Here is a 19,752-nt window from a genome sequence, read left to right as displayed (position 1 = left end):
CATCCCTTCGACAGGAGCTCCATGCCCCACACGACCGTCTTCGAACGGCACGCCCCCTCCGCCTCCGCCATCGCACACCTCCTGGAGGGCAGCGAGCACGGCTCGTTCTGGATCGCCGACGCCCCGAGCGCCCGGCGCCCCGCCGTCGAGGAGCCGCTCCGCGCCGACCTCGCGGTCGTGGGCGGCGGCTACCTCGGCCTCTGGGCCGCGCTGCTCGCCAAGCGGGAGCACCCCGGGCGGCGGGTGGTGCTGCTGGAGGCCGAGCGGATCGGCTGGGCGGCCTCCGGGCGCAACGGCGGCTTCTGCGAGGCCAGCCTCACGCACGGCGAGGTCAACGGCCGCGGCCGGTTCCCGAAGGAGTTCGACCGCCTCCAGCAGCTCGGCCGGGAGAACCTCGACGCCATCGAGACCACGCTCACCGAGCTGCACGTGGACGCCGACTTCGAGCGCACCGGGCTGCTGAACGTCGCGGTCGAGCCGCACCAGGTGGCCTGGGCGGAGGAGGCGGCGGCCGACGGCGACGGCGCGTTCCTCGACGCCGAGGCCGTGCGCGCCGAGGTGGACTCGCCGACCTACCTCGCCGGCGTCTGGAACCGCCGCGACGCCGCCCTCGTGCACCCGGCCAAGCTGGCCCGCGGGCTCGCGGACGCGTGCGAGGCGCTCGGCGTCGAGTTCTACGAGGGCTCGCCGGTGGGCGGCGTGCTGACCGACGGCTCCGGCCCGGTGCGCCTGCCGGTCAACGGCACGGTCGTGACGGCCGACCGCGTCGTGCTGGCGACCAACGTGTTCCCGTCGCTGCTGAAGCGCAACCGGCTGATGACCGTCCCGGTCTACGACTACGTGCTGATGACCGAGCCGCTGAGCGACGCCCAGCTGGCGGACATCGGCTGGAGCAACCGCCAGGGCCTCAGCGACATGGCCAACCAGTTCCACTACTACCGGCTCTCGAAGGACAACCGGCTGCTGTTCGGCGGCTACGACGCCGTCTACCACTACGGCCGCCGAGTGGAGCCGGGCTACGAGGAGCGCCGCGCGACCTTCGAGCGGCTGGCCGGGCACCTGCTGACGACCTTCCCGCAGCTGGAAGGGATCCGGGCGACGCACCGCTGGGCCGGCGCGATCGACACCTGCAGCCGGTTCTGCGCGTTCTACGGCACCGCGCGCAAGGGCCGGGTCGCCTACGCGAGCGGCTTCACCGGGCTCGGCGTCGGCAGCACCCGGTTCGCCGCGCGCGTGCTGCTCGACCTCCTGGGCGGCACGCCGACCGAGCTGACCGAGCTGCGGATGGTGCGCAGCAAGCCGACCCCGTTCCCGCCGGAGCCGCTGGCCAGCACCGGGATCAACCTGAGCCGGTGGGCGCTGAACCGGGCCGACCACAACGAAGGACGCCGCAACGTCCTCCAGAAGACCCTCGACGCGGTCGGGCTCGGCTTCGACTCGTAGCGCGAGCCGACACCGGACCCGTAGTGTCTTCCTGAGGGCTTTCTGCCCCGATCACCCAGGGCCACGACCCCGTCACTGTAGGAATAAGGAGCAACATGAGCTACGCCGTGACCAATCCCGCCACGGGCGAGACGGTCAAGACCTTCGACACCATCACCGACGCCGGCCTCGAGGCCGCGATCGCGTCGGCCGACAACGCGTACCGCACCTGGTCGAAGACGACCACGGTGGAGGAGCGCGCGGCCCTGGTGCGCCGCGTCGGGGAGCTGCACGTGGAGCGCCGGCAGGAGCTGGCCGACATCATCGTGCGCGAGATGGGCAAGCCGGTGGAGCAGGCGCTCGGCGAGGTCGACTTCGCCGGGGCGATCTACGAGTACTACGCCGACAACGCGTCGGAGTTCCTGAAGGACGAGCCGATCCAGCTGCTCGACGGCACCGGCTCGGCGGTCGTCCGCCGCTCGGCGCTGGGCGTGCTGCTCGGTGTCATGCCGTGGAACTTCCCGTACTACCAGGTCGCCCGCTTCGCCGGCCCGAACCTGATCATCGGCAACACCATCCTGCTCAAGCACGCCGAGCAGTGCCCGGAGTCGGCCGCCGCGATCGAGCGGATCTTCCTGGACGCGGGCTTCCCGGAGGGCGCGTACGTCAACATCTACGCCTCGCACGACCAGATCGAGAAGGTCATCGCCGACCCGCGCGTGCAGGGCGTCTCGCTGACCGGCTCGGAGCGCGCGGGCGCCGCGGTCGCCGAGATCGCCGGCCGCAACCTCAAGAAGGTCGTGCTGGAGCTGGGCGGGTCCGACCCGTTCATCCTGCTCTCGACCGACGACCTGGACGCCACCGTGCAGAACGCCGTCGACGCCCGCCTCGACAACAGCGGCCAGTCCTGCAACGCGGCCAAGCGCTTCGTGGTCGCGGACGAGCTGTACGACTCGTTCCTGGAGAAGTTCACCGCCAAGCTCGCCGAGGTGGAGGCCACCGACCCGACCAGCGCGTCCTCGGCTCTCGGCCCGCTCTCGTCGCTGAAGGCGGCGGAGGGCCTGGACGAGCAGGTCAAGCGCGCCGTCGCCAACGGCGCGACCCTGGTGCGCGGCGGCGGCCGCAACGGCGCGTTCTTCGAGACGACGGTGCTGACCGACGTGACCCCGGACAACCCGGCCTCCAAGGAGGAGTTCTTCGGACCCGTCGCGCAGGTGTTCCGCGCGAAGGACGAGGCGGACGCCGTGCGCATCGCGAACGACACCCCGTTCGGGCTCGGCTCCTACCTCTACACGACCGACGAGGAGCAGGCCCTCCGGGTCGCCGACCAGATCGAGGCCGGCATGGTCTTCGTGAACGTCGTGCTCGCCGACGGCGCGGAGCTGCCCTTCGGCGGCGTGAAGCGCTCCGGCTCGGGCCGCGAGCTCGGCCGCTTCGGCGCCGACGAGTTCGTGAACAAGAAGCTCATCCGCATCGGCGGCTGATCCTCTCGCTGTCAGGACGGCCGGTCGCCTTCGGGCGGCCGGCCGTCTGCGTCCGGCCGACGGTAGACCGCGCGGTCTTGACACTTCCTCACGATCGGCGGGACGCTGTCCCCGTGCAAGAGCTGCCGATCGTCTACTGCCGCGGGTATGCCGGCCCGACCAGCCAGATCGACTCCACGGTCAACGATCCCTTCTACGGCTTCAATGAGGGCGCCACCCACACCCGGGTCAACGGCGACGGCGACCCGATGTTCTACCAGTTCGAGGGGCCGCTGCTGCGGCTGCTGGGGGAGCGCGCCTACCAGGTGCTGGTGCGCGGCAGCCAGAAGGAGCTGCTGGCGACGGCCGCCGACGGCTCGCTGCCGCAGAAGTCCATCTGGATCCACCGCTTCTACGACGAGGCCGCCACCACCTACGCCGCTCCGGCGCCGCGCTCGGGCAACCTCTTCGACCGGGCGATCACCTGGACGGAGGACCTGGTCCGCGAGCACGCCCAGGCGCAGGGCTTCGACATCGAGCAGGCGGCGCGCGAGCTCTACGACCTCGTGCTGATGGTGCGCGAGAAGACCGGCGCTCCGAAGGTGTTCCTGGTCGCCCACTCGATGGGCGGCCTGGTCGCGCGCTGCATGATGCAGAAGGTGTGCGAGGAGGACGGCCGCATCCCGGCGAAGGAGCTCGTCGCCAAGTTCTGCACCTACGCGACGCCGCACGGCGGGATCGTGTTCACCGGCGCCCTGCTCAACTGGCTCATGGAGACGTTCGGCCCTGCCGGTTCGGACATCTTCTCGCCGCCGAAGATGTACGGCTACCTGACGCCGGGCAAGAAATTCGGCGACAGGCCGATCGGGGTGGCGTGGGACCCGCGCGTCATCCCGCCCTCGGTGTTCGACGTGGACGACGTGTTCTGCATCATCGGCACCGACCAGAACGACTTCACCCTGGCGAAGCTCGGCGTCGGGCCGCGCAGCGACGGGCTGGTGCTCATCGAGAACGCCTACGTGAAGGGCGCGCACCGGGCGTTCGTCTACAAGTCGCACTCGGGGCCGTACGGCGAGGTCAACTCCGAGGAGGGCTACCAGAACCTGTCGCGCTTCCTGTTCGGGCACTGGTCCGTTCAGGTGGAGCTGAGCAACCTGCCGCCGGCGTCGGTCGTGGCCGCGCAACCGGACGTCGCCTGGCAGGCCGACCTCCAGCTCGCGATCCGCGGGCTGTCGGTGCTCATCACGGAGCAGAAGGCGGTGCACTACAACCCGGTGCAGCTGAACTCCGAGATCGCGCAGCACGCGCCGGGCTCGCCGGGCGAGGACTCGGTGGACGCGCCGATCCCGCTGGTGGGGACGTTCCTGTTCTCCAAGGAACCGCCCGCCGACCTCCCGCCGACGCAGGTGACTCCGGGGGTGGGGGATGCGCCTTCACCCGCGGTGGCGGCGCCAACCGCTGCGTCCGCTCCCGCCTCCGCGCCCGCTCCCGCCCGCGAGGGCTGGTGGCACCGGTTCGTGGACTCCGTCGGCGGCGAGCACGAGCAGGCGGCCCCGGTGGACGTCCCGCTGGAGAACCCGCTCGACCCGACGATCCCGGCGGTCGCGGCGCAGGCGGTCTCGGCGGTCGCGGACGACCTCGCCGCGGGTGCGGGCGCCGATGCGGGCGCGGCTCCAGCCGGCGGTGCTGCGAGCGACTACGCGCGGCTCAGCCAGGACCTCTCCCGCTACGCCCTGACGCTGCGCGTCTACCAGGTCATCACCCGGAACGGCGTCTTCGACTTCTCCAGCAACCTGGAGCAGGTCGGCGACTGGCAGGACGTGCTCATCGTCGACATCGGCCGCTCCGCCGACGGCCGGTTCGGCGCGTGGACGGGCTGGAACAGCGCCGTCCCGGGTGCGATCAACCAGCTCGGCCAGATGGCGGACGCGCTCGCGCTCACCCCGGACCCGCAGGACCCGAACGTCATCCGCGCCGTCCTGGACCTCCCGCCGGCGGCGCGCGCCCTCCCGGTCTTCGGCCCGGCGGCGCAACTCGCGTTCACGATCGTCAACCGGGACGCGAAAGGCTAGGCCGTCCGCCGAGCCGCTGATACGGTCGGCGGCATGACCACCGCAGCAGCCCCGGGCGTCGAGGACCGCGATCATCCGCACCATCACCACGGCTGGTGGTGGAAGACCCTCCTCGCCGGTTTCGGGCTGTGGATCATCACGATCGTCGTCACCGCGGTCACCGGGAACACCAACCTCGTCCCGACGCTCATCCTGCTGGGCAGCTTCCTGGTGCCGTTCTGCGTCGTGCTGTTCGCGATCGAGCGGGTGACCGGGTCGATCAGCACGCTGCAGCTCATCCTCGCGTTCTTCGTCGGCGGCATCTTCGGCGTGCTCGGCGCCTCCCTGCTGGAGGCCGACCTCCACCAGAGCTTCTGGGTCTACGGCCTGGTCGGGCTGATCGAGGAGTTCGTCAAGGTGGCTCTGCTGGTGATCTTCGGCTGGCGGACCGTCCCGAAGACCGCCAAGCAGGGTGCGCTGCTGGGCGCGACGATCGGCGCGGGCTTCGCGGCGTTCGAGTCGGCGGGCTACGCCTTCAACGCGGCCATCACCGCCCGCGGCATCGACCTGGTCTCGCTGTTGCAGACCGAGCTGGTGCGCGCCATCCTCGCGCCCGTCGGTCATGTGTTGTGGACGGCGATCCTCGGCGCGGTGATCTTCGGTGCGGCCGGCGGCGGCCGGCGGTTCCGGTGGTCGTGGTGGATCCTGCTGACCTACGCGTGCGTGTCGCTGCTGCACGCGGCGTGGGATTCGGCGGCCGACGTCGCGTCGTTCTTCGCCGTGCTGTTCAACGCGGAGGCGGTGCGGGAGCTGCAGGCCGGGTCGCTCCAGCAGAGCACGGCGAACCAGGTGGAGGCGGTCGCGACGGTCCTCTACATCGTCGGGCTGGCGGTCGTGTCGGCGGCGGGGATCGTCACGCTGTGGCTGGTGCTGCGGCACTACCGCCGCGCGAAGGCGGCGGCCGCCCCGGTGGCTGCCGCTGGCGCGGGTGAGGCGGGTCCGGGCGCGATCGAGTAGGCGGCGCGGCGCAGTCGCCGGTGCCGTGGAGTAGCCGGCGCGGCGTGCGCTACGCGTGTCCGGCCATGAGGTCCTCCGGCTTCGCTTTCGGCAGCGGCGGAGTCAGGTCGACCCTGCTGTCGGCGAGGCGCTCGGCCTGCTTCCTGGCGCGCTCCCGCGCCGCCTCGTCGACCTTGTCGGCCCTGCGCAGCGCCTCGTCGACCGCCTTCACGGCGCGCTTGTACGCCTTCTTGGCCTTCTTCTCCAGCTTCTTCCTCTTGCCCATGCCCCGACCGTCCCACCGGATCGCCGGAACCTCAACCGCTTCCCACGCGCCGCACAGCAGGCGGTGGCCGCGCTCTCCGCGTCGCGCCGGTCAGGCGTGGTGGTCGGGCGCCGAGATCGGTCCGGGCCGGTCGGCGTACGTCCGCCCGGTGACCACGAGCCGGAGGATGGCCGGCGCCACGTCGTAGCGCTCGGAGAGCTCGGTGAGCGAGGTGCCGGCGGCGAACGCCTCGCGGATGCCGCGGACCTCGTCGTCGCCGAGCCGGCGCCGGTGGGCTTCGGCGATCGGGCCGCCGTGCCCGGCGTGGCTGCTGCCGCGCACGATGAGGCTGACGCGCTGCTGGCTGGTGCCGAACCGGCGGGCGATCTCCGTCTGCGACACTCCGGCGCTGTGCAGGCGGCGCATCTGGACGACCTCGTCGTCCTCGCCGGTCGCCTCCGCCACCCCGGTCGTCGCACCGCGCACGACCGAGGCGATCGTCCAGTGCGAGACGCCGAAGCTCTCGGCGATCGCGTGGCGGTCCTCCCCGCCGGCGAGCCGCGCGCGGATCTGCGCCACCTGCTCGACGGTCAGCGGCCGGGCGCGCGTCGCCGCCGTGCTGGTGAGCGGTCCGCCGACGTCGGCGAAGGCGCGGCCGGACGCGATGTTGGACACCATCTGGTGCGAGATCCCGTAGCGCGCCGACACCTCCGCGCGCGGCGTCCCCGCCGCGACCGCCTCCCGGATGGCGACGACCTCGGCGCTGGTCACCTTGCGCGCCTTGCCGGGGATGATCGGGCCGCCGGCGTCCTGCCGCGACCGGCCGGTGACCAGGCTCGACACGGTGTTCTGGCGCACGCCGTACTCGGCGGCGAGCTGCACCTGCCTGGCGCCCGCGGCGTACTTCTCGCGCAGCTCGCGCACCTGCGCGTCGGTGAGCGGGACGGAGGCCATGAGCCGAGGGTATCGGTGGCGGCGGGCGGGCGGAACCGCCCACATTCCCGGCGGGCCGCTCACCGGCTCAGTCGCGGACGACCCGCTTGGCCAGCGGCGGCAGCGGGTCGCCTCCCGCGGCGAGGCGGGCGCGGTTGGCGTCCCGCAGCACCGCCCAGGCGTCGGCGACCGGCCCGACGTGCGCGAGCTTGTCCGGGTTGAGGACGCTGCGGATGGTCTGGACGCCGCCGCCGGCGATCTCGAGCACCAGCGTGTTCACCACCCGGCCGTCGCGGTCGCGGAACACCGCGCCCGGCTGGCCGTTGACCTCGTGCCGTTCGAACGTCCCCCCGATCGCGGCGAACGGTCCCGCGATGGCGACCAGCACCTCCGCCACGGTGTCGGCGCCGACGATCCGCCGCGCCCACTGCGGCGCCTTCCCTCCGCCGTCGCCGACCATGTCGACGTCGGCGAGGAGCAGCGACCGCAGCGCCGCGACATCGCCGGCCCGGAACGCGTCGAAGAAGCGGGCGGCGAGGTCCTCGCGCTCGGCGCGGTCGGCGTCGAAGCGCGGCCGCCCCGCCTCCATGTGCCGCCGGGCGCGCACGGCGAGCTGACGGCAGGCCGCCTCCGACCGCCCGACCGCGGCGGCGATCTCCGGGAAGTCGAAGGCGAACACCTCGCGCAGGACGAAGACGGCGCGCTCCAGCGGGGTGAGGCGTTCCAGCAGCAGGAGGGCGGCCATCGACAGCGAGTCGGCCAGCTCCGCGGAGCGCTCGGGGTCCTCGTACGGGTCGGACAGCAGCGGCTCGGGGAACCACGGCCCGACGTACGCCTCCCGGCGGACCCGGGCGGACGAGAGCACGTCGATGGACACCCGGGTGACGACGGTCGACAGGTAGGCCTTGACCGAGACCGGCTCAACGCCGGCCGCCTCGTAGCGCAGCCAGGTCTCCTGCACGGCGTCCTCCGCCTCAGTCACGCTGCCGAGGATGCGGTACGCGATCGAGAAGAGCAGCGGGCGCAGCTCCTGGAAGGTCTCGTCGGCGCCGGTCACGACAGCCCCTCCGCGAAGCCCTGCCGCCAGGACGGGTACCGCAGCCGCCAGCCGAGCTCGCGCTTGGCCTTGGCGTTGGAGAATCCGCGCCCCTCCGTCATCATCATGACCGCCTGCTCGCCCGCCGCGATCCGCGCGATCCACACCGGGACCCGCAACGGCGGCTTGGCCCCGGCGACCTCGGCTAGGTAGGGGAGCCACTCGTTCGCGGGGGCCGGGTCGTCGTCCACGATGTCGTACACGCCCCTCGCGCCCAGCTCCAGCGCCAGCACCGTCGCCGACGCCGCGTCGTCCAGATGGATCCAGGAGCTGTAGCCCTGGGCGCGGCCGACGAGCGGATACTGCCGCCTGCGCACCATCTCCACCTGGTCGTCGGTTGCACCGGGACCGTAGAGCGCCCCGTAGCGCAGCACCGTGCCGCCGTAGCCGGTGACCGCATCCTCCACGTGCTTCATCGCCGCCATCACCGGCTCGGTCGCGGTGCCCGTGAACGGGTCGAGCGGGTCCTCCTCGGTCTTCACCCAGCCGCCCTCGCGGAGGCCGTTCCAGCTCGCGTAGCCCTGCGCGAGGAAGCGGGTCACGCCCTGCGCCTGGGCGGCGGCGAGCAGGTGGTCGGTGCCCTCCACCCGCAGCCGGTTGGTGCCCGCGAACCACCGATCGGGGTGCTTGATGTCGGGCTTTCCGGCGTGCACCGGGTTGATCGCCGTCATCTGGTGGATGATCGCCTCCGGCTCCGCGGACGCCACTGCGCGGCCGACCGAGGCGGCGTCCAGCCCGTCCATCACGACCCCCTCCGCGCCCATCGCCTCGATCATGGCGACCTTCTCCGCCTTCGTCGTCGTCGCGGTCACAGTATGACCGCGCTCCACCAGCTGCGGCACCAGCCGCCGCCCGAGCACCCCGCTCCCACCTGCCACGAGAACACGCATCACAGCCACCTTCCTCGATCGTCGATCGCTTTCGCACCGTTGTCACCCCCTCAGACGGGACGGCGGCCGCGGTTGTGACATCGGCGGGCGGCTCACCGTGTAGCCGCTGCGCCCTCCCGCGGCTACGCTGGCGGCGAGCGGAGGGAGGCGGCGATGAGCGACAACGGCCGCGGCCGGGTGGTCGTGCAGTCCGCCCAGTGGGGATTCTTCTTCTTCATCGCCTACATCGGCGCGGCGGTCTACTTCGTGTCGGTCTCCGACGGCAGCTTCTGGGGCGTCGTGCTCGGGCTGCTCCAGGCGATCGTCTGGCCGGCGTACGTCGTGTACCACGTGCTGGTGCTGCTGCACGTGTGAGGAGAGGGTGGCGTGTCGGGTGTCGGCGGCACCCCGTACGATGACCGCATGACGACGCAGGACGCGACCTCCGCCGCGACCGAGCTGATCGTCGCCGACGCCGCGGCGTGGCGGGCCTGGCTCGACGCCAACGAGGACGCCTCGGACGGGGTGTGGCTCGTGCTCGCGAAGAAGGGCACGACCGATCCCACGTCGCTCAGCTATGCGGAGGCGGTGGACGAGGCGCTGTGCAGCGGGTGGATCGACGGGCAGAAGCGCAGCCGCGACGCCGGCACGTTCGTGGAGCGGTTCACGCCGCGGCGGCCCGCGTCGCTGTGGTCGCAGCGCAACATCGGGCTGGTGGAGGCGCTGATCGCCGAGGGCCGGATGCGGCCGCGTGGCCACGCCGAGATCCAGCGCGCCAAGGCCGACGGCCGCTGGGAGCGGGCGTACGCCGGGTCGAGCACCGCCGAGGTCCCCGAGGACCTCGCCGCCGCGCTGGAGGTGTCCGCCGCCGCGGCCGCGACCTTCGCGACGCTCAACGCGGCCAACCGCTACTCGGTCATCCACCGCATCATCACCGCGCCGAGCGCCACCAGCCGCGGCAACCGGCTCGCCAAGCTGGTCACGATGCTGGAGGCGGGCGACACCCCGCACCCGCAGTAGCGCAGGCACCGGCGACACCCGAACCGGGGAGCATCGAGGGGCGGCCCCGCGCCCCTAGGATCGCTCTGTGACCGACGCCGCGCCGCCGCGGACCCAGTACGAGCTGGTTCCCGGGATGACCGCCTACCGAATGAACGCCATCATGGCCCGGCTGCTGATCGGGGTGTACGTGGTCAGCGGCGCCTGCGTGGTCTGGTATGCGTTCGGGATCGCGGCGGGGACGGCCTCCGACCGATTGCCTCTGTTCGTGATCGTCGTCGCGCTGCCGCTCGCCTGGGGGATCGCGAACTTCCTGCTCGTGCAGCGACGGGATGCCGCCGAGAACGCGGCCGGCTACACGACCCGTGCGGGCGTCCTGCACCAGTACGACCAGGTCGACCCGGTGTCCGGGGTCGTCATCCGGCGCGCCGGCTCGGCCGTGCTCACCAAGCCGGAGCGGCGGTCGCGCGACGGTGCGGGGTCGCCCGGCCTGTCCGCGGGTGCGGTCCTCAACGGCGGGTCCACGGGAGACCTGCGCTTCGAGGAGACGGCCCCGGCGAAGAGCCGTCTGCTCCTGGTGGTTCTGGGTGTCGTCGTCGTCGTGCTGCTGGTGTTCGGCATCCCGATCGTCGTGACCGCGTCGAAGGGCGGGGACGTCGGATTCCCGATCGTGGTCGTGCTGCCGGTCCTCGCCTTCGTGGCCGTCGTCGTGGCGCTCAACTTCGGCGGCCTGGCGCTCCGCGCGCGCGTGCGGAAGAACGCCGTGGCCCGCATTCGTCCCGACGCGTTCGTCTTCCTCAGCCGGCGCACGTCCGAGCTCGAAGATGCGCTGGAGGCGTGGGCCGGCAGATACGGCACACTCCCACAGACGATGGCGGTGTCCGTCGGTCCGGCCGGCGTCGAGCTGTGGCGCCGATCGGCCGACGAACCGCGGGTCGCGTTCCCGTGGAGCGCGATCGACCACGTCCACCCGGGCAGGCTGCTCGTGCCCGCGAACAGGACCGAAGTCAGCGCGCGCACGATCCACATCTTCCTCGGCGACGGCTCGCGTCTGGACGCGCCGCTCCCCGTCTACGGCGCGCACGGGATCACGTTCGCGGGCGCCGGCGATGCCAACGCCGTCCTCGACGCCTTCCGCCGGTACACGACGGTCGCCTGACCCTCCGGCGCCCGCCCCCGCTACAGTTCCCCTATGGACGCACGCACCGCCCGCCCCGACGACGTGGACGCGATCACCACCACGATCGCGCTGGCGTTCCGCAACGACCCGGTCTGGGGTCCCGCGCTCGTCGCAGCCGACGGCGGCACCGACCACCTCCTGCCGTTCTGGCGGTACTTCGTCGAGGGCGCCGTCGGGCACGGGACCGTCTCGATCCTGGGCGGGCCCGCCGGGGAGGTCGCGACCGTCGCGGTGTGGGTGCCGCCGGGCGTGGACGAGCTCACCGCCGAGCAGGAGAGCGGCGTCGACGCGCTGATGGCCGCGACGCTCACGCCCGAGCGCTACGCCGCCTACCAGCAGCTGTGGACGCTCTTCGAGGACGCGCATCCCCACGAGCCCGCGCACATGTACCTCACCCTGCTCGCGACGCATCCGGACCACCGCGGGCGGGGGATCGGGCAGCGGCTGCTGGCGGAGGATCTCGCCCGCTTCGACGCGGAGGGCCTGCCCGCCTACCTGGAGTCCACCAACCCGGCGAACGACCACCGGTACGCGCGCGCGGGGTTCCGGCCGGTGGGCGGTTTCCGCTCCGTGATCGACGGCGCCCAGGTCACCACGATGTGGCGGGATCCCGTGCGGCCGTGACTGCTATCGGGTCTTGACGCCCCGGTCGTCACTGAGGAACGCTCGGCGGTAACGGCGCGACCGTGATCCGCACGGTCCCGAAGGCGCGACCCGCAGGAGACCCGCATGAAGCAGAACGACCCGACCCCGTCCATCGCCGACGCCAACCGCGCTCTGCTCGACACCCTGCCCTTCGCCGACACCGCCGACTTCGAGGACGCGGAGCGCGGGTTCCTCGGCACGCTCGATGACCCGGTGATCCGCGACGATGACGGGAAGCCGGTCTGGGACGCCTCCAGCTACGACTTCGTCGACGGCGACGCGCCGGCGACGGTCAACCCGAGCCTGTGGCGGCAGTCGAAGCTGGTCGCCAGGCACGGGCTGTTCGAGGTGGTCGAGGGGATCTACCAGGTGCGCGGCCTCGACCTCTCCGTGATGTCGTTCATCGAGTCCGACACCGGGGTAATCCTGGTCGACCCGCTCATCTCGCGGGAGACCGCCGCCGCCGCGCTCGCGCTCTACCGGAAGCACCGCGGCGACCGCCCGGTCGTCGCCGTGATCTTCAGCCACAGCCACATCGACCACTTCGGCGGCGTGCTCGGGGTGGTCGAGAGTGCGGACCTGGAGGCCAGGCGCGTGCAGATCGTCGCGCCGCACGGCTTCCTGGAGCACGCGATCGCCGAGAACGTCTACGCGGGCACCGCGATGGCCCGGCGCGCCGGCTACATGTACGGTGCTGCCCTGGACCGCGGTCCGGCCGGCCAGGTCGGCGCCGGGCTCGGCCAGACCACCTCCACGGGAAACACCGGGATCCTCGTGCCGACCCTCGACGTGCGGGAGACGGGCGAGCGGCACACCTTCGACGGGGTCGAGATCGAGTTCCAGCTGGCGCCGGGGACGGAGGCGCCGTCGGAGATGCACTTCCACATCCCGCGCTACCGCGCGCTGTGCATGGCCGAGAACGCCACCCACAACCTGCACAACCTGCTGACCCTGCGCGGCGGGGTCGTCCGCGACCCGCACGTCTGGTCGAAGTACCTGACGGAGGCGATCGAACGCTACGCGGACGCGTCGGACGTGCTGTTCGCCTCCCACCACTGGCCGACCTGGGGAACCGAGCGCATCCGGCACTTCCTCGGCGTGCAGCGCGACCTCTACGGCTACCTGCACGACCAGACCCTGCGCTACATCAACCAGGGCTTCACCGGCGCCGAGATCGCCGAGGTCTTCGAGCTGCCGCCCGCGCTGGTGGCCGAGTGGAGCACGCACGGCTACTACGGGTCGGTGTCGCACAACGTGAAGGCGATCTACCAGCGCTACATGGGCTGGTTCGACGGCAACCCGGCCCGGCTCTGGCCGCACCCGCCGCAGGCGCTCGCGGAACGCTACGTGGCCGCGATCGGCGGCGTGGACCGGGTCGTGGAGCTCGCGCAGGAGGCGTACGACGCCGGCGACTTCCGCTGGGCGGCGACGCTGCTGGACCACGCGGTGTTCGCCGAGCCGGGGAACGACGCGGCGAAGGCCCTGTACGCCGACACGCTGGAGCAGCTCGCCTACGGGTCGGAGAACGGCACCTGGCGCAACTTCTTCCTCTCGGGGGCGACGGAGCTGCGTGAGGGGAACTTCGGCACCCCGACGACCGCGAACGCGCCGGCGATCCTCCTCCAGCTCTCGCCCGAGCAGCTGTTCGACGCCGTCGCCATCCGGGTGAACGGCCCGAAGGCGTGGGACCTCGACCTGGCGTTCGACATCACGCTGACGGATCTGGGGCGCAGCTTCCACCTGACCCTGCGCAACGGCGTCCTCATCTACGTCGAGCGGGAGCCGTCCGGCGACGCGCCGCTGCACCTCACGCTCAGCAAGCCGCGGCTGCTGACGCTCGTCGGCGGCGACACGGAGTCGGACGGGCTCACGGTGGACGGGGACCTCGGCGTGCTGCGGTCGCTCGTCGGCGTGCTGGACCAGGACGACCCCGACTTCGACATCGTGGTGCCCTGACCCGGGGAGTGCGGCGCCGGGGGAGTGCGGCGCGGGTCAGCTCGTGCTGTCCGGCTCGCTCCTTCCTTCGGCCAGCGCGTCGGCGACGGCCTGCTCGACGGTCAGTTCGCGCCCGACCGCGATGGCCGCCGTGACCTGGGCGGCGTGCGGACCGGAGAGCAGCTCGTCCAGGTAGCGCTGGTGGAAGGTGAACGTCGGCCCGTTGTGGAGGCCGCTGCGCTCGCGCAGCGCCTGCGCGGCTCCGGCCAGCTCGCCGGCGCGCTGCTCGTCGTGGGAGAGCGCTGCGACGGCCACCATCCCCTCCAGCCCGTACGCGATCCCCTCCGGGTGCCCGACGGCCGCCGAGATCGTGACGCTCAGCGCGAAGTCCGCGCGCGCGGCCGCGACGTCGCCGAGCATGAGCTCGGTCCAGCCGAGATGGTATGACGCGATGCGCTGGCCGACGCGGTCGCCCGACCGGTTGGTGAGCGAGAGGCTGTCGGCGAAGTGGCGCTGCGCCTCCCCCGGGTCGCCCTCGCGCAGCGCGACCCGGCCCAGGAGCACGAGCGCCATCGACTCGCCCCAGACGCTGCCGGTCGAGCGGTAGAGCGCGAGCGCGGCCTCCATCACCTGCCGGGCGCGCGCGGTGTCCGGCGCGTCGCCGGCGAGCAGCGCGAGGGCCAGCGAGATGGAGGCGATCCCCTCGCCGTTGGCGTCGCCGGTGCGGCGGAACAGCTCGATGCTCTCGGTGAGGTCGGCGGCGACGCTGCCGTCCGGGTCCTTCCAGAACATGATGGTGCGGCTGAAGTAGAGCGCGATGGCGCGGGTGTGCGGGTCGAGCTCGTCGCCGGAGGCCAGCGCCTCCTCCATCCAGGTGCGCACCTCGCCGAGGAGGCCGGTGACCCACCAGTATAGGTAGAGGCTGAAGGCGAGGCGGGCGGCGCGATCCCAGTCGTGGCCGTCGAGCAGGAACCGCTCGGCCGCGCGGAGGTTGTCGCGCTCGTCGCCGAGCCGCTGCATCCACCGCCGCTGGCCAGGTCCCCGGAGGTCGTCCTCGGCGTCGTCGCCGAGCGCGAGGAAGTAGCGGGCGTGCGCGTCGCGCACTGCAGGCTGCTCGCCGCTGAGCGCGAGCTGCTCGCGGGCGTACTCGCGCACGATCGCCTGCATGGAGAACCGGGGACGGTCGTCGCTGTCGTGCTGCCCGACCAGGCTGCTGTCCACGAGGGCGGCGAGGTTCTCCAGGACGTCGCCGTCGGCCGGGTCGGCGCTCTCACCGGGTGCTCGCGCCCCGACGAATTCGGCCGCCTCCAGGGTGAAGCCGCCCTCGAAGACGCCCAGCCGGGCGAGCAGGCGCCGCTGGGCGTCGTCCAGGAGCTGCGTGCTCCACTCGATGGTGCGGCGGATGGTCTGCTGGCGCGCGGGGAGGTCGCGGGCGCCGCCGACCAGCACCGACAGCCGCCGGTCGAGCCGCTCGAGGAGCTCGGCGGGGGAGAGCACGCGCACGCGGGCGGCGGCGAGCTCGATCGCGAGCGGCGCCCCGTCGAGGGCCGCGCAGACCCGCCGGACCGCCGCCTCGTTGTCCTGCGTGATCTCGAAGTCCGGCTTGACGGCGTGCGCGCGCTCCACGAACAGGTCCACGGCCTGCTCGTCGGCGAGCGGGCCGACGTCGTAGCTCTGCTCGCCGCCGATGCGCAGCAGCACCCGGCTGGTCACCAGGATGGCGAGCTCGGGCGCGGCGGCCAGCAGCGCGGTGAGGAAGGGTGCGGCGTCCAGCACCTGCTCGAAGTTGTCGAGCACCAGCAGGATGTCGCGCTCGCGGAGGGCGGTCGCCAGGTTCTCCATGATGGGGGCGTCCCCGGTGTCGCGGACGCCGAGGGCCTGGGCGATCCGGCTGGGCACGCGTTCCGGATCGTGGACGGCGGACAGGTCCACGAAGACCGAGCCGTCCTCGAAGTCCGGCGCCGCCGCGCGCGCCGCGGCGATCGCCAGCCGGCTCTTGCCGATCCCGCCCGGGCCGACGAGCGTCACGAACCGGGTGCCGCTCGCGAGCATCCCCTGCAGCTCGGCGATGTCGGCTTCCCGCCCGACCAGCCCGGTGAGGGGAACGGGCAGCCGGACCGGGTCGGCGACGGCGGGGTCCGGGCCCGACCGCCCTGGCGCGGGGCCGGCCGGTGCGTGCTCGTGAGGCGGCGCCGGCCTGCTCTGGTCGAACCGCTCGGCGAGGAGGACGGCCAGGTCGGCCTCCACCAGCTTCGCGAGCTCGGCGGCGGTCTCGAAGTACTTGTAGGCGGCGCGGTCGTCGTCCCTGATGCGGTTCAGCAGGCCGGTGAGCCGCTCGTCGCGGTGGTCGGACGCCTTGACGTAGAGCAGCCGGGGGACGTCGTCCGGGCAGAGGTTGTACTCGTCCTCCAGGCCGGAGACCTCTTCGTCCGGCGCCAGCCAGCCGTAGCGCTCCCAGTACAGCCCGAGGAAGACGTCGGACTGCTGGAGGTAGGCGCGGTACAGCTCGCGCGGCGGGTGCGGCCGGGCGCCGAGCTCGAACATCACCGGGGCGAGGTGGAGGCGTTCGATGGCGGTCCGGGCGGCGCGACGTTCGGCGGCGAGCTCCTGCAGGGTGGAGGAGACGAAGATGCGTAATCGTTGATCGGGTGTCCGGATTACATGAGGTTGGCTCATGTAGTGTCATTGTGTTGCGTTCGTATGGAAATGTACAGGGGAGGGACGCGGATTTCGTTCCCGTTCCCGCCGGGAGGTGCGGTTTACGGTGCTTTTCCGCCCTGCGGCGTCGCGTCTGCTCCCTTCACCGGTCCGCAGCGCACCTGGGCCGTGTCGCAGGCGGCGACGTCCGCGTCCATCCGGCTCTGCTGCCAGCCGCTGACGAAGTCGGCGTGGCCGGTGACCGGCGGCCCCTGCGTCTGCGGTCCTGTGGAGAGCGTGATCCCGGCGCCGCTGGCGGTCGGATACGTCACGTGGACGACGAGCTGCGGGATGTGCACGGGATGGGAGGCCGGGCATCCCGCGGCGGTCGCGTAGACCGCGCCGGAGCGGTCGCGGCCGTCCATGGTGCGGCCGTCCCAGCAGTCTGGGAAGGCGATGACCAGGCGGAGCTGCGAGCCGGCCGGGCAGTCGTGCGGCAGGGCCGCCTTCCCCGGCCGGGGGTCCGTGGCCGTCGTCGTGCAGGTCCAGTCCACGATCGAGGTGCTCTGCGGTGCCGTCGCAATCTCGTTGCCGGCGATCAGGCTGATGCCCTCCGGCATGGTGCGGGTGGACGCCGCGACGGCCGGGGGCGTGCGCCAGTACAGCAGCGTGCGCTGCGGCACGAGGGCCCGGCCGTCCTGATAGACGACCGGAGTCCAGTACGCCGATGCGTCGGCGGAGGTCGTGCAGGTCGTCGAGCCGGCCCGCAGCATCGCCGCCGTGGAGGAGGCGTCGACCGCGGGGTTGCCGAAGAAGTCGTGCTGCATCGACATGCCGGTCATGCCCGGCATCATGATCGGATCGTTCGGCGCCGTGAGCGAGCGCGTGCAGGTGTCGGTGAAGATGCCGGGGTTCGCGCCTCCCGCTGGGAACCCCGTGGTGATCACGCGCGGCGGGGCGGACGAGGCGACCGTCGCCGCCGTCGCGGCCGCGGCGCCGGCGGCCAGGACGAGGGCCGCGCCGAAGGCGATCAGCAGGGCGGCCGGGCTGCGGAGGCGGGAGAGGCGGGACATGGTGCGAGTCAACGCGCGGCGTGTTCGGCCGATGAGAGGGGAATGTAAGGAAACGGTAAGGCCGCGGTGAAATCGGGTGGCGCGGGCTGTGGACCGGCGAAGATGGTCTGGTGAGTGAGGAGAGAGGGCTGGTGCTCGTCGTGGAGGACGAGGCCGCCATCGTCGAGCTGGAGCGGCTCTACCTGTCCGGCGCCGGCTTCGGCGTCCACGTCGAGGGCGACGGGCGGGAGGCGCTGGCCGCGGTGGAGCGGCTGCGGCCCGCCGCGATCGTGCTCGACGTCGGGATCCCGGGCCTGGACGGCATCGAGGTCTGCCGCGCCCTCCGCGCCCGTGACGACTGGACGCCCGTGATCTTCGTGACCGCCCGCGACGACGAGGTCGACCGCGTGCTGGGCCTGGAGCTGGGCGCCGACGACTACCTCACCAAGCCGTTCTCACCGCGCGAGCTCGTCGCGCGGGTCAAGGGGATGGTGCGTCGCGCGGCCGGGCCGGTCGCCGCCCCGACGCGCACCGTGGGCGGGGTGCGGATCGACGGGGCACGTCGGCGCGTGGACACCGACGCGGGCCGGGTGGAGCTGACGGCGACCGAGTTCGACCTCCTCGACCGCCTGATGAGCCAGCCCGGCCGGGTCTTCACGCGCGAGCAGCTGCTCTCGTCGGTGTGGGGCGTGGCCGACTACAGCAGCAGCAGGACGGTCGACGTCCACATCGCGCAGCTGCGCGTCAAGCTCGGCGACGCGGCCGGGATCGTGCGCACCGTCCGCGGGGTCGGCTACAGCGTCGCGGACGAGGGTTGACCGGGGTGGCGGCGCGCAGGCGGCTGCTCGGCTCGCTCAGCGCACGGTTCGTGCTGGTGACGTTCGCGGTGGCCCTGATCGCCGTGCTCGTCACCGCGCTCGTGGCCGTCCAGGTGGTGCAGACGGTCGAGCAGGACCAGGCGCGCCAGCAGCTCCGCGCCCAGGCGGCGGCGCTGGTGGCCTCCGGGCGCGCGGCGGAGGGCCGGGTCGGCGTGGTCGGCGACCGCTTCGCCGTCGTCTCGCCGGACGGCACGGTCACCGGGGCCGCGCGCGGCTCCGTGAGCCCGGAGGTGGTACGGAAGCTCCACGCCGGCAAGACGGTGTCGGCGAACACGACGCTGAACGGCAAGGACGCGGTGCTCGTCGGCATCCCCGGCGCGAACGGCGGCGGGATCGTCGGGGTCCGCAAGGTCGCCGACATCGCGGCGGGCGACGCGCAACTGCTGCGCGGCATCGCCCTCGCGCTCGCCGTCGGCCTCGCGGTCGCCACCGCCGCAGGCGTCCTGCTCGCGCGCCTGCTCGGCCGGCCGCTGCGCCGGCTGGCGGAGAGCGCGAGAAGCCTGGCCGGCGGGTGGCGCCGGGTCCCGATCGAGACGCAGCCGGTCGCGGAGATCGAGGACATCGCCCAGGCGCTGCGCACGCTCGACACCGCGCTGGCGACCAGTGAGGACCGGCAGCGCGAGTTCCTGCTGTCGGTCTCGCACGAGATCCGCACCCCGCTGACGGCCATCCGCGGGTACGCCGAGGCGCTCGCCGACGGCGTGATCCCGCCCGGCGACGTCGCGGAGGCCGGGCGGACGCTGTCCGCGGAGGCGGAGCGGCTGCGGAGGTTCCTCGACGACCTCCTCGAGCTCGCCCGGCTGGAGGCCGACGAGTTCACCATCGTGCCGCAGCACTTCGACGCCCGGGACACCGTGACGGGCGTGGTGCGGGCGTGGTCGGGTGCGGCGGGAGGTGCGGACGTCGGACTGCGCTCCGAGCTGCCGGACCAGCCGATCCCGGTGCTCACCGACGAGATGCGGCTCCGGCAGGTCCTCGACGGGCTGGTCGAGAACGCGCTGCGCGTCGCCCCGGCCGGCTCGGAGATCGTCATCACCGGAGGCCGCCCGCGTCCCGGCGTCGTGGACCTCGCCGTGCGGGACCGCGGGCCGGGACTGACCCCCGAGGACGCCTCCGTGGCGTTCGACCGCGGCGCACTGCACGCCCGCTACCGCGGCGCGAGGCCGGTCGGCACCGGCCTCGGCCTCTCGATCGCCCAGACCCTGGTCGGCCGTCTCGGCGGCGGAATCCAGGCGAATCCCGTGGAGGGCGGCGGCGCCGAGTTCCGGGTGACTTTACCGTCCTCTGACAATTCGTGAGCATCGCCCTGATCTCCGCCTGACACGGTGGAG

17 protein-coding genes are annotated in these 19,752 nt (G+C 72.6%); 11 read left to right on the top strand and 6 right to left on the bottom strand.

Annotated features, from left to right (window positions below):
- The first annotated feature begins 21 nt into the window (after positions 1-21).
- The 4 genes from HNR13_RS15700 to HNR13_RS15685 all read left to right on the top strand — a co-directional run bounded on the left by HNR13_RS15700 (position 22) and on the right by HNR13_RS15685 (position 5,953).
- Complete coding sequence (locus HNR13_RS15700) at positions 22-1,443, top strand: NAD(P)/FAD-dependent oxidoreductase (RefSeq protein ID WP_179607263.1); 1,422 nt, start codon at positions 22-24, stop codon at positions 1,441-1,443.
- Positions 1,444-1,538: 95 nt separating this feature from the next.
- Positions 1,539-2,906, top strand: coding sequence for an NAD-dependent succinate-semialdehyde dehydrogenase (locus HNR13_RS15695; RefSeq protein ID WP_179607261.1), 1,368 nt, complete (start codon positions 1,539-1,541; stop codon positions 2,904-2,906).
- A 113-nt stretch (positions 2,907-3,019) separates the two neighbouring features.
- A complete protein-coding gene (locus HNR13_RS15690; protein WP_179607259.1) occupies positions 3,020-4,957 on the top strand; it encodes an alpha/beta hydrolase in 1,938 nt (645 codons plus the stop codon).
- A 33-nt stretch (positions 4,958-4,990) separates the two neighbouring features.
- Positions 4,991-5,953, top strand: coding sequence for a PrsW family intramembrane metalloprotease (locus HNR13_RS15685; RefSeq protein ID WP_179607257.1), 963 nt, complete (start codon positions 4,991-4,993; stop codon positions 5,951-5,953).
- A gap of 49 nt (positions 5,954-6,002) precedes the next feature.
- On the opposite strand, the gene HNR13_RS15680 is transcribed toward HNR13_RS15685, so the two are convergent.
- From HNR13_RS15680 to HNR13_RS15665, 4 genes are all read right to left on the bottom strand, one after another.
- The gene (locus tag HNR13_RS15680) at positions 6,003-6,218 is read right to left on the bottom strand and encodes a hypothetical protein (RefSeq protein WP_179607255.1); all 216 of its coding nucleotides are present in this window, start codon (positions 6,216-6,218) and stop codon (positions 6,003-6,005) included.
- 90 nt (positions 6,219-6,308) lie between these two features.
- Positions 6,309-7,151 (bottom strand): helix-turn-helix domain-containing protein, encoded by an 843-nt coding sequence (locus tag HNR13_RS15675; RefSeq protein WP_179607253.1) that lies wholly within the window; start codon positions 7,149-7,151, stop codon positions 6,309-6,311.
- A 67-nt stretch (positions 7,152-7,218) separates the two neighbouring features.
- Complete coding sequence (locus HNR13_RS15670; protein ID WP_179607251.1) at positions 7,219-8,187, bottom strand: RNA polymerase sigma-70 factor; 969 nt, start codon at positions 8,185-8,187, stop codon at positions 7,219-7,221.
- Positions 8,184-9,116 carry an NAD-dependent epimerase/dehydratase family protein gene (locus tag HNR13_RS15665; RefSeq protein ID WP_179607249.1) on the bottom strand — a complete coding sequence of 311 codons (933 nt, stop codon included), beginning with the start codon at positions 9,114-9,116 and terminating at the stop codon, positions 8,184-8,186. Before HNR13_RS15665 ends, HNR13_RS15670 begins: the two co-directional genes overlap by 4 nt.
- A 153-nt stretch (positions 9,117-9,269) precedes the next feature.
- Between HNR13_RS15665 and HNR13_RS15660 the strand changes: the two genes are divergently transcribed.
- From HNR13_RS15660 to HNR13_RS15640, 5 genes are all read left to right on the top strand, one after another.
- Positions 9,270-9,470 (top strand): hypothetical protein, encoded by a 201-nt coding sequence (locus tag HNR13_RS15660; RefSeq protein WP_179607247.1) that lies wholly within the window; start codon positions 9,270-9,272, stop codon positions 9,468-9,470.
- Between the two features lie 48 nt (positions 9,471-9,518).
- Positions 9,519-10,115, top strand: coding sequence for a YdeI/OmpD-associated family protein (locus HNR13_RS15655; protein WP_179607245.1), 597 nt, complete (start codon positions 9,519-9,521; stop codon positions 10,113-10,115).
- A gap of 67 nt (positions 10,116-10,182) precedes the next feature.
- Entirely contained in the window at positions 10,183-11,253 is a 1,071-nt protein-coding gene (locus tag HNR13_RS15650; protein ID WP_179607243.1) for a hypothetical protein, read from the top strand.
- Positions 11,254-11,286: 33 nt separating this feature from the next.
- Complete coding sequence (locus HNR13_RS15645; protein WP_179607241.1) at positions 11,287-11,898, top strand: GNAT family N-acetyltransferase; 612 nt, start codon at positions 11,287-11,289, stop codon at positions 11,896-11,898.
- A gap of 105 nt (positions 11,899-12,003) precedes the next feature.
- Positions 12,004-13,875, top strand: coding sequence for an alkyl/aryl-sulfatase (locus HNR13_RS15640; protein WP_179607240.1), 1,872 nt, complete (start codon positions 12,004-12,006; stop codon positions 13,873-13,875).
- Between the two features lie 36 nt (positions 13,876-13,911).
- Here HNR13_RS15640 and HNR13_RS15635 read toward each other — a convergent pair whose 3' ends face one another.
- Together HNR13_RS15635 and HNR13_RS15630 are read right to left on the bottom strand one after the other, a co-directional pair.
- Positions 13,912-16,530 carry a DUF4062 domain-containing protein gene (locus HNR13_RS15635; RefSeq protein ID WP_179607238.1) on the bottom strand — a complete coding sequence of 873 codons (2,619 nt, stop codon included), beginning with the start codon at positions 16,528-16,530 and terminating at the stop codon, positions 13,912-13,914.
- An 83-nt stretch (positions 16,531-16,613) separates the two neighbouring features.
- Entirely contained in the window at positions 16,614-17,564 is a 951-nt protein-coding gene (locus HNR13_RS15630) for a DUF1996 domain-containing protein (protein ID WP_179607236.1), read from the bottom strand.
- Positions 17,565-17,674: 110 nt separating this feature from the next.
- Here HNR13_RS15630 and HNR13_RS15625 point away from each other — a divergent pair, with 110 nt between their 5' ends.
- Together HNR13_RS15625 and HNR13_RS15620 are read left to right on the top strand one after the other, a co-directional pair.
- Positions 17,675-18,361 (top strand): response regulator transcription factor, encoded by a 687-nt coding sequence (locus tag HNR13_RS15625; protein WP_343063581.1) that lies wholly within the window; start codon positions 17,675-17,677, stop codon positions 18,359-18,361.
- Positions 18,362-18,366: 5 nt separating this feature from the next.
- Positions 18,367-19,719 carry an ATP-binding protein gene (locus HNR13_RS15620; RefSeq protein ID WP_179607234.1) on the top strand — a complete coding sequence of 451 codons (1,353 nt, stop codon included), beginning with the start codon at positions 18,367-18,369 and terminating at the stop codon, positions 19,717-19,719.
- The last annotated feature ends 33 nt before the right edge of the window (positions 19,720-19,752 follow it).

Source organism: Leifsonia shinshuensis (genome assembly GCF_013410375.1).
Lineage (GTDB): Bacteria > Actinomycetota > Actinomycetes > Actinomycetales > Microbacteriaceae > Leifsonia > Leifsonia shinshuensis.
This window is presented reverse-complemented; position numbering and strand designations above follow the sequence as displayed.

Coding starts and splice junctions, on each gene's coding strand:
- HNR13_RS15660 (WP_179607247.1), top strand. CDS start 9,270: ATGAGCGACAACGGCCGCGGCCGGGTGGTCGTGCAGTCCGCCCAGTGG.
- HNR13_RS15640 (WP_179607240.1), top strand. CDS start 12,004: ATGAAGCAGAACGACCCGACCCCGTCCATCGCCGACGCCAACCGCGCT.
- HNR13_RS15645 (WP_179607241.1), top strand. CDS start 11,287: ATGGACGCACGCACCGCCCGCCCCGACGACGTGGACGCGATCACCACC.
- HNR13_RS15655 (WP_179607245.1), top strand. CDS start 9,519: ATGACGACGCAGGACGCGACCTCCGCCGCGACCGAGCTGATCGTCGCC.
- HNR13_RS15635 (WP_179607238.1), bottom strand. CDS start 16,530: ATGAGCCAACCTCATGTAATCCGGACACCCGATCAACGATTACGCATC.
- HNR13_RS15675 (WP_179607253.1), bottom strand. CDS start 7,151: ATGGCCTCCGTCCCGCTCACCGACGCGCAGGTGCGCGAGCTGCGCGAG.
- HNR13_RS15700 (WP_179607263.1), top strand. CDS start 22: ATGCCCCACACGACCGTCTTCGAACGGCACGCCCCCTCCGCCTCCGCC.
- HNR13_RS15630 (WP_179607236.1), bottom strand. CDS start 17,564: ATGTCCCGCCTCTCCCGCCTCCGCAGCCCGGCCGCCCTGCTGATCGCC.
- HNR13_RS15685 (WP_179607257.1), top strand. CDS start 4,991: ATGACCACCGCAGCAGCCCCGGGCGTCGAGGACCGCGATCATCCGCAC.
- HNR13_RS15680 (WP_179607255.1), bottom strand. CDS start 6,218: ATGGGCAAGAGGAAGAAGCTGGAGAAGAAGGCCAAGAAGGCGTACAAG.
- HNR13_RS15665 (WP_179607249.1), bottom strand. CDS start 9,116: ATGCGTGTTCTCGTGGCAGGTGGGAGCGGGGTGCTCGGGCGGCGGCTG.
- HNR13_RS15695 (WP_179607261.1), top strand. CDS start 1,539: ATGAGCTACGCCGTGACCAATCCCGCCACGGGCGAGACGGTCAAGACC.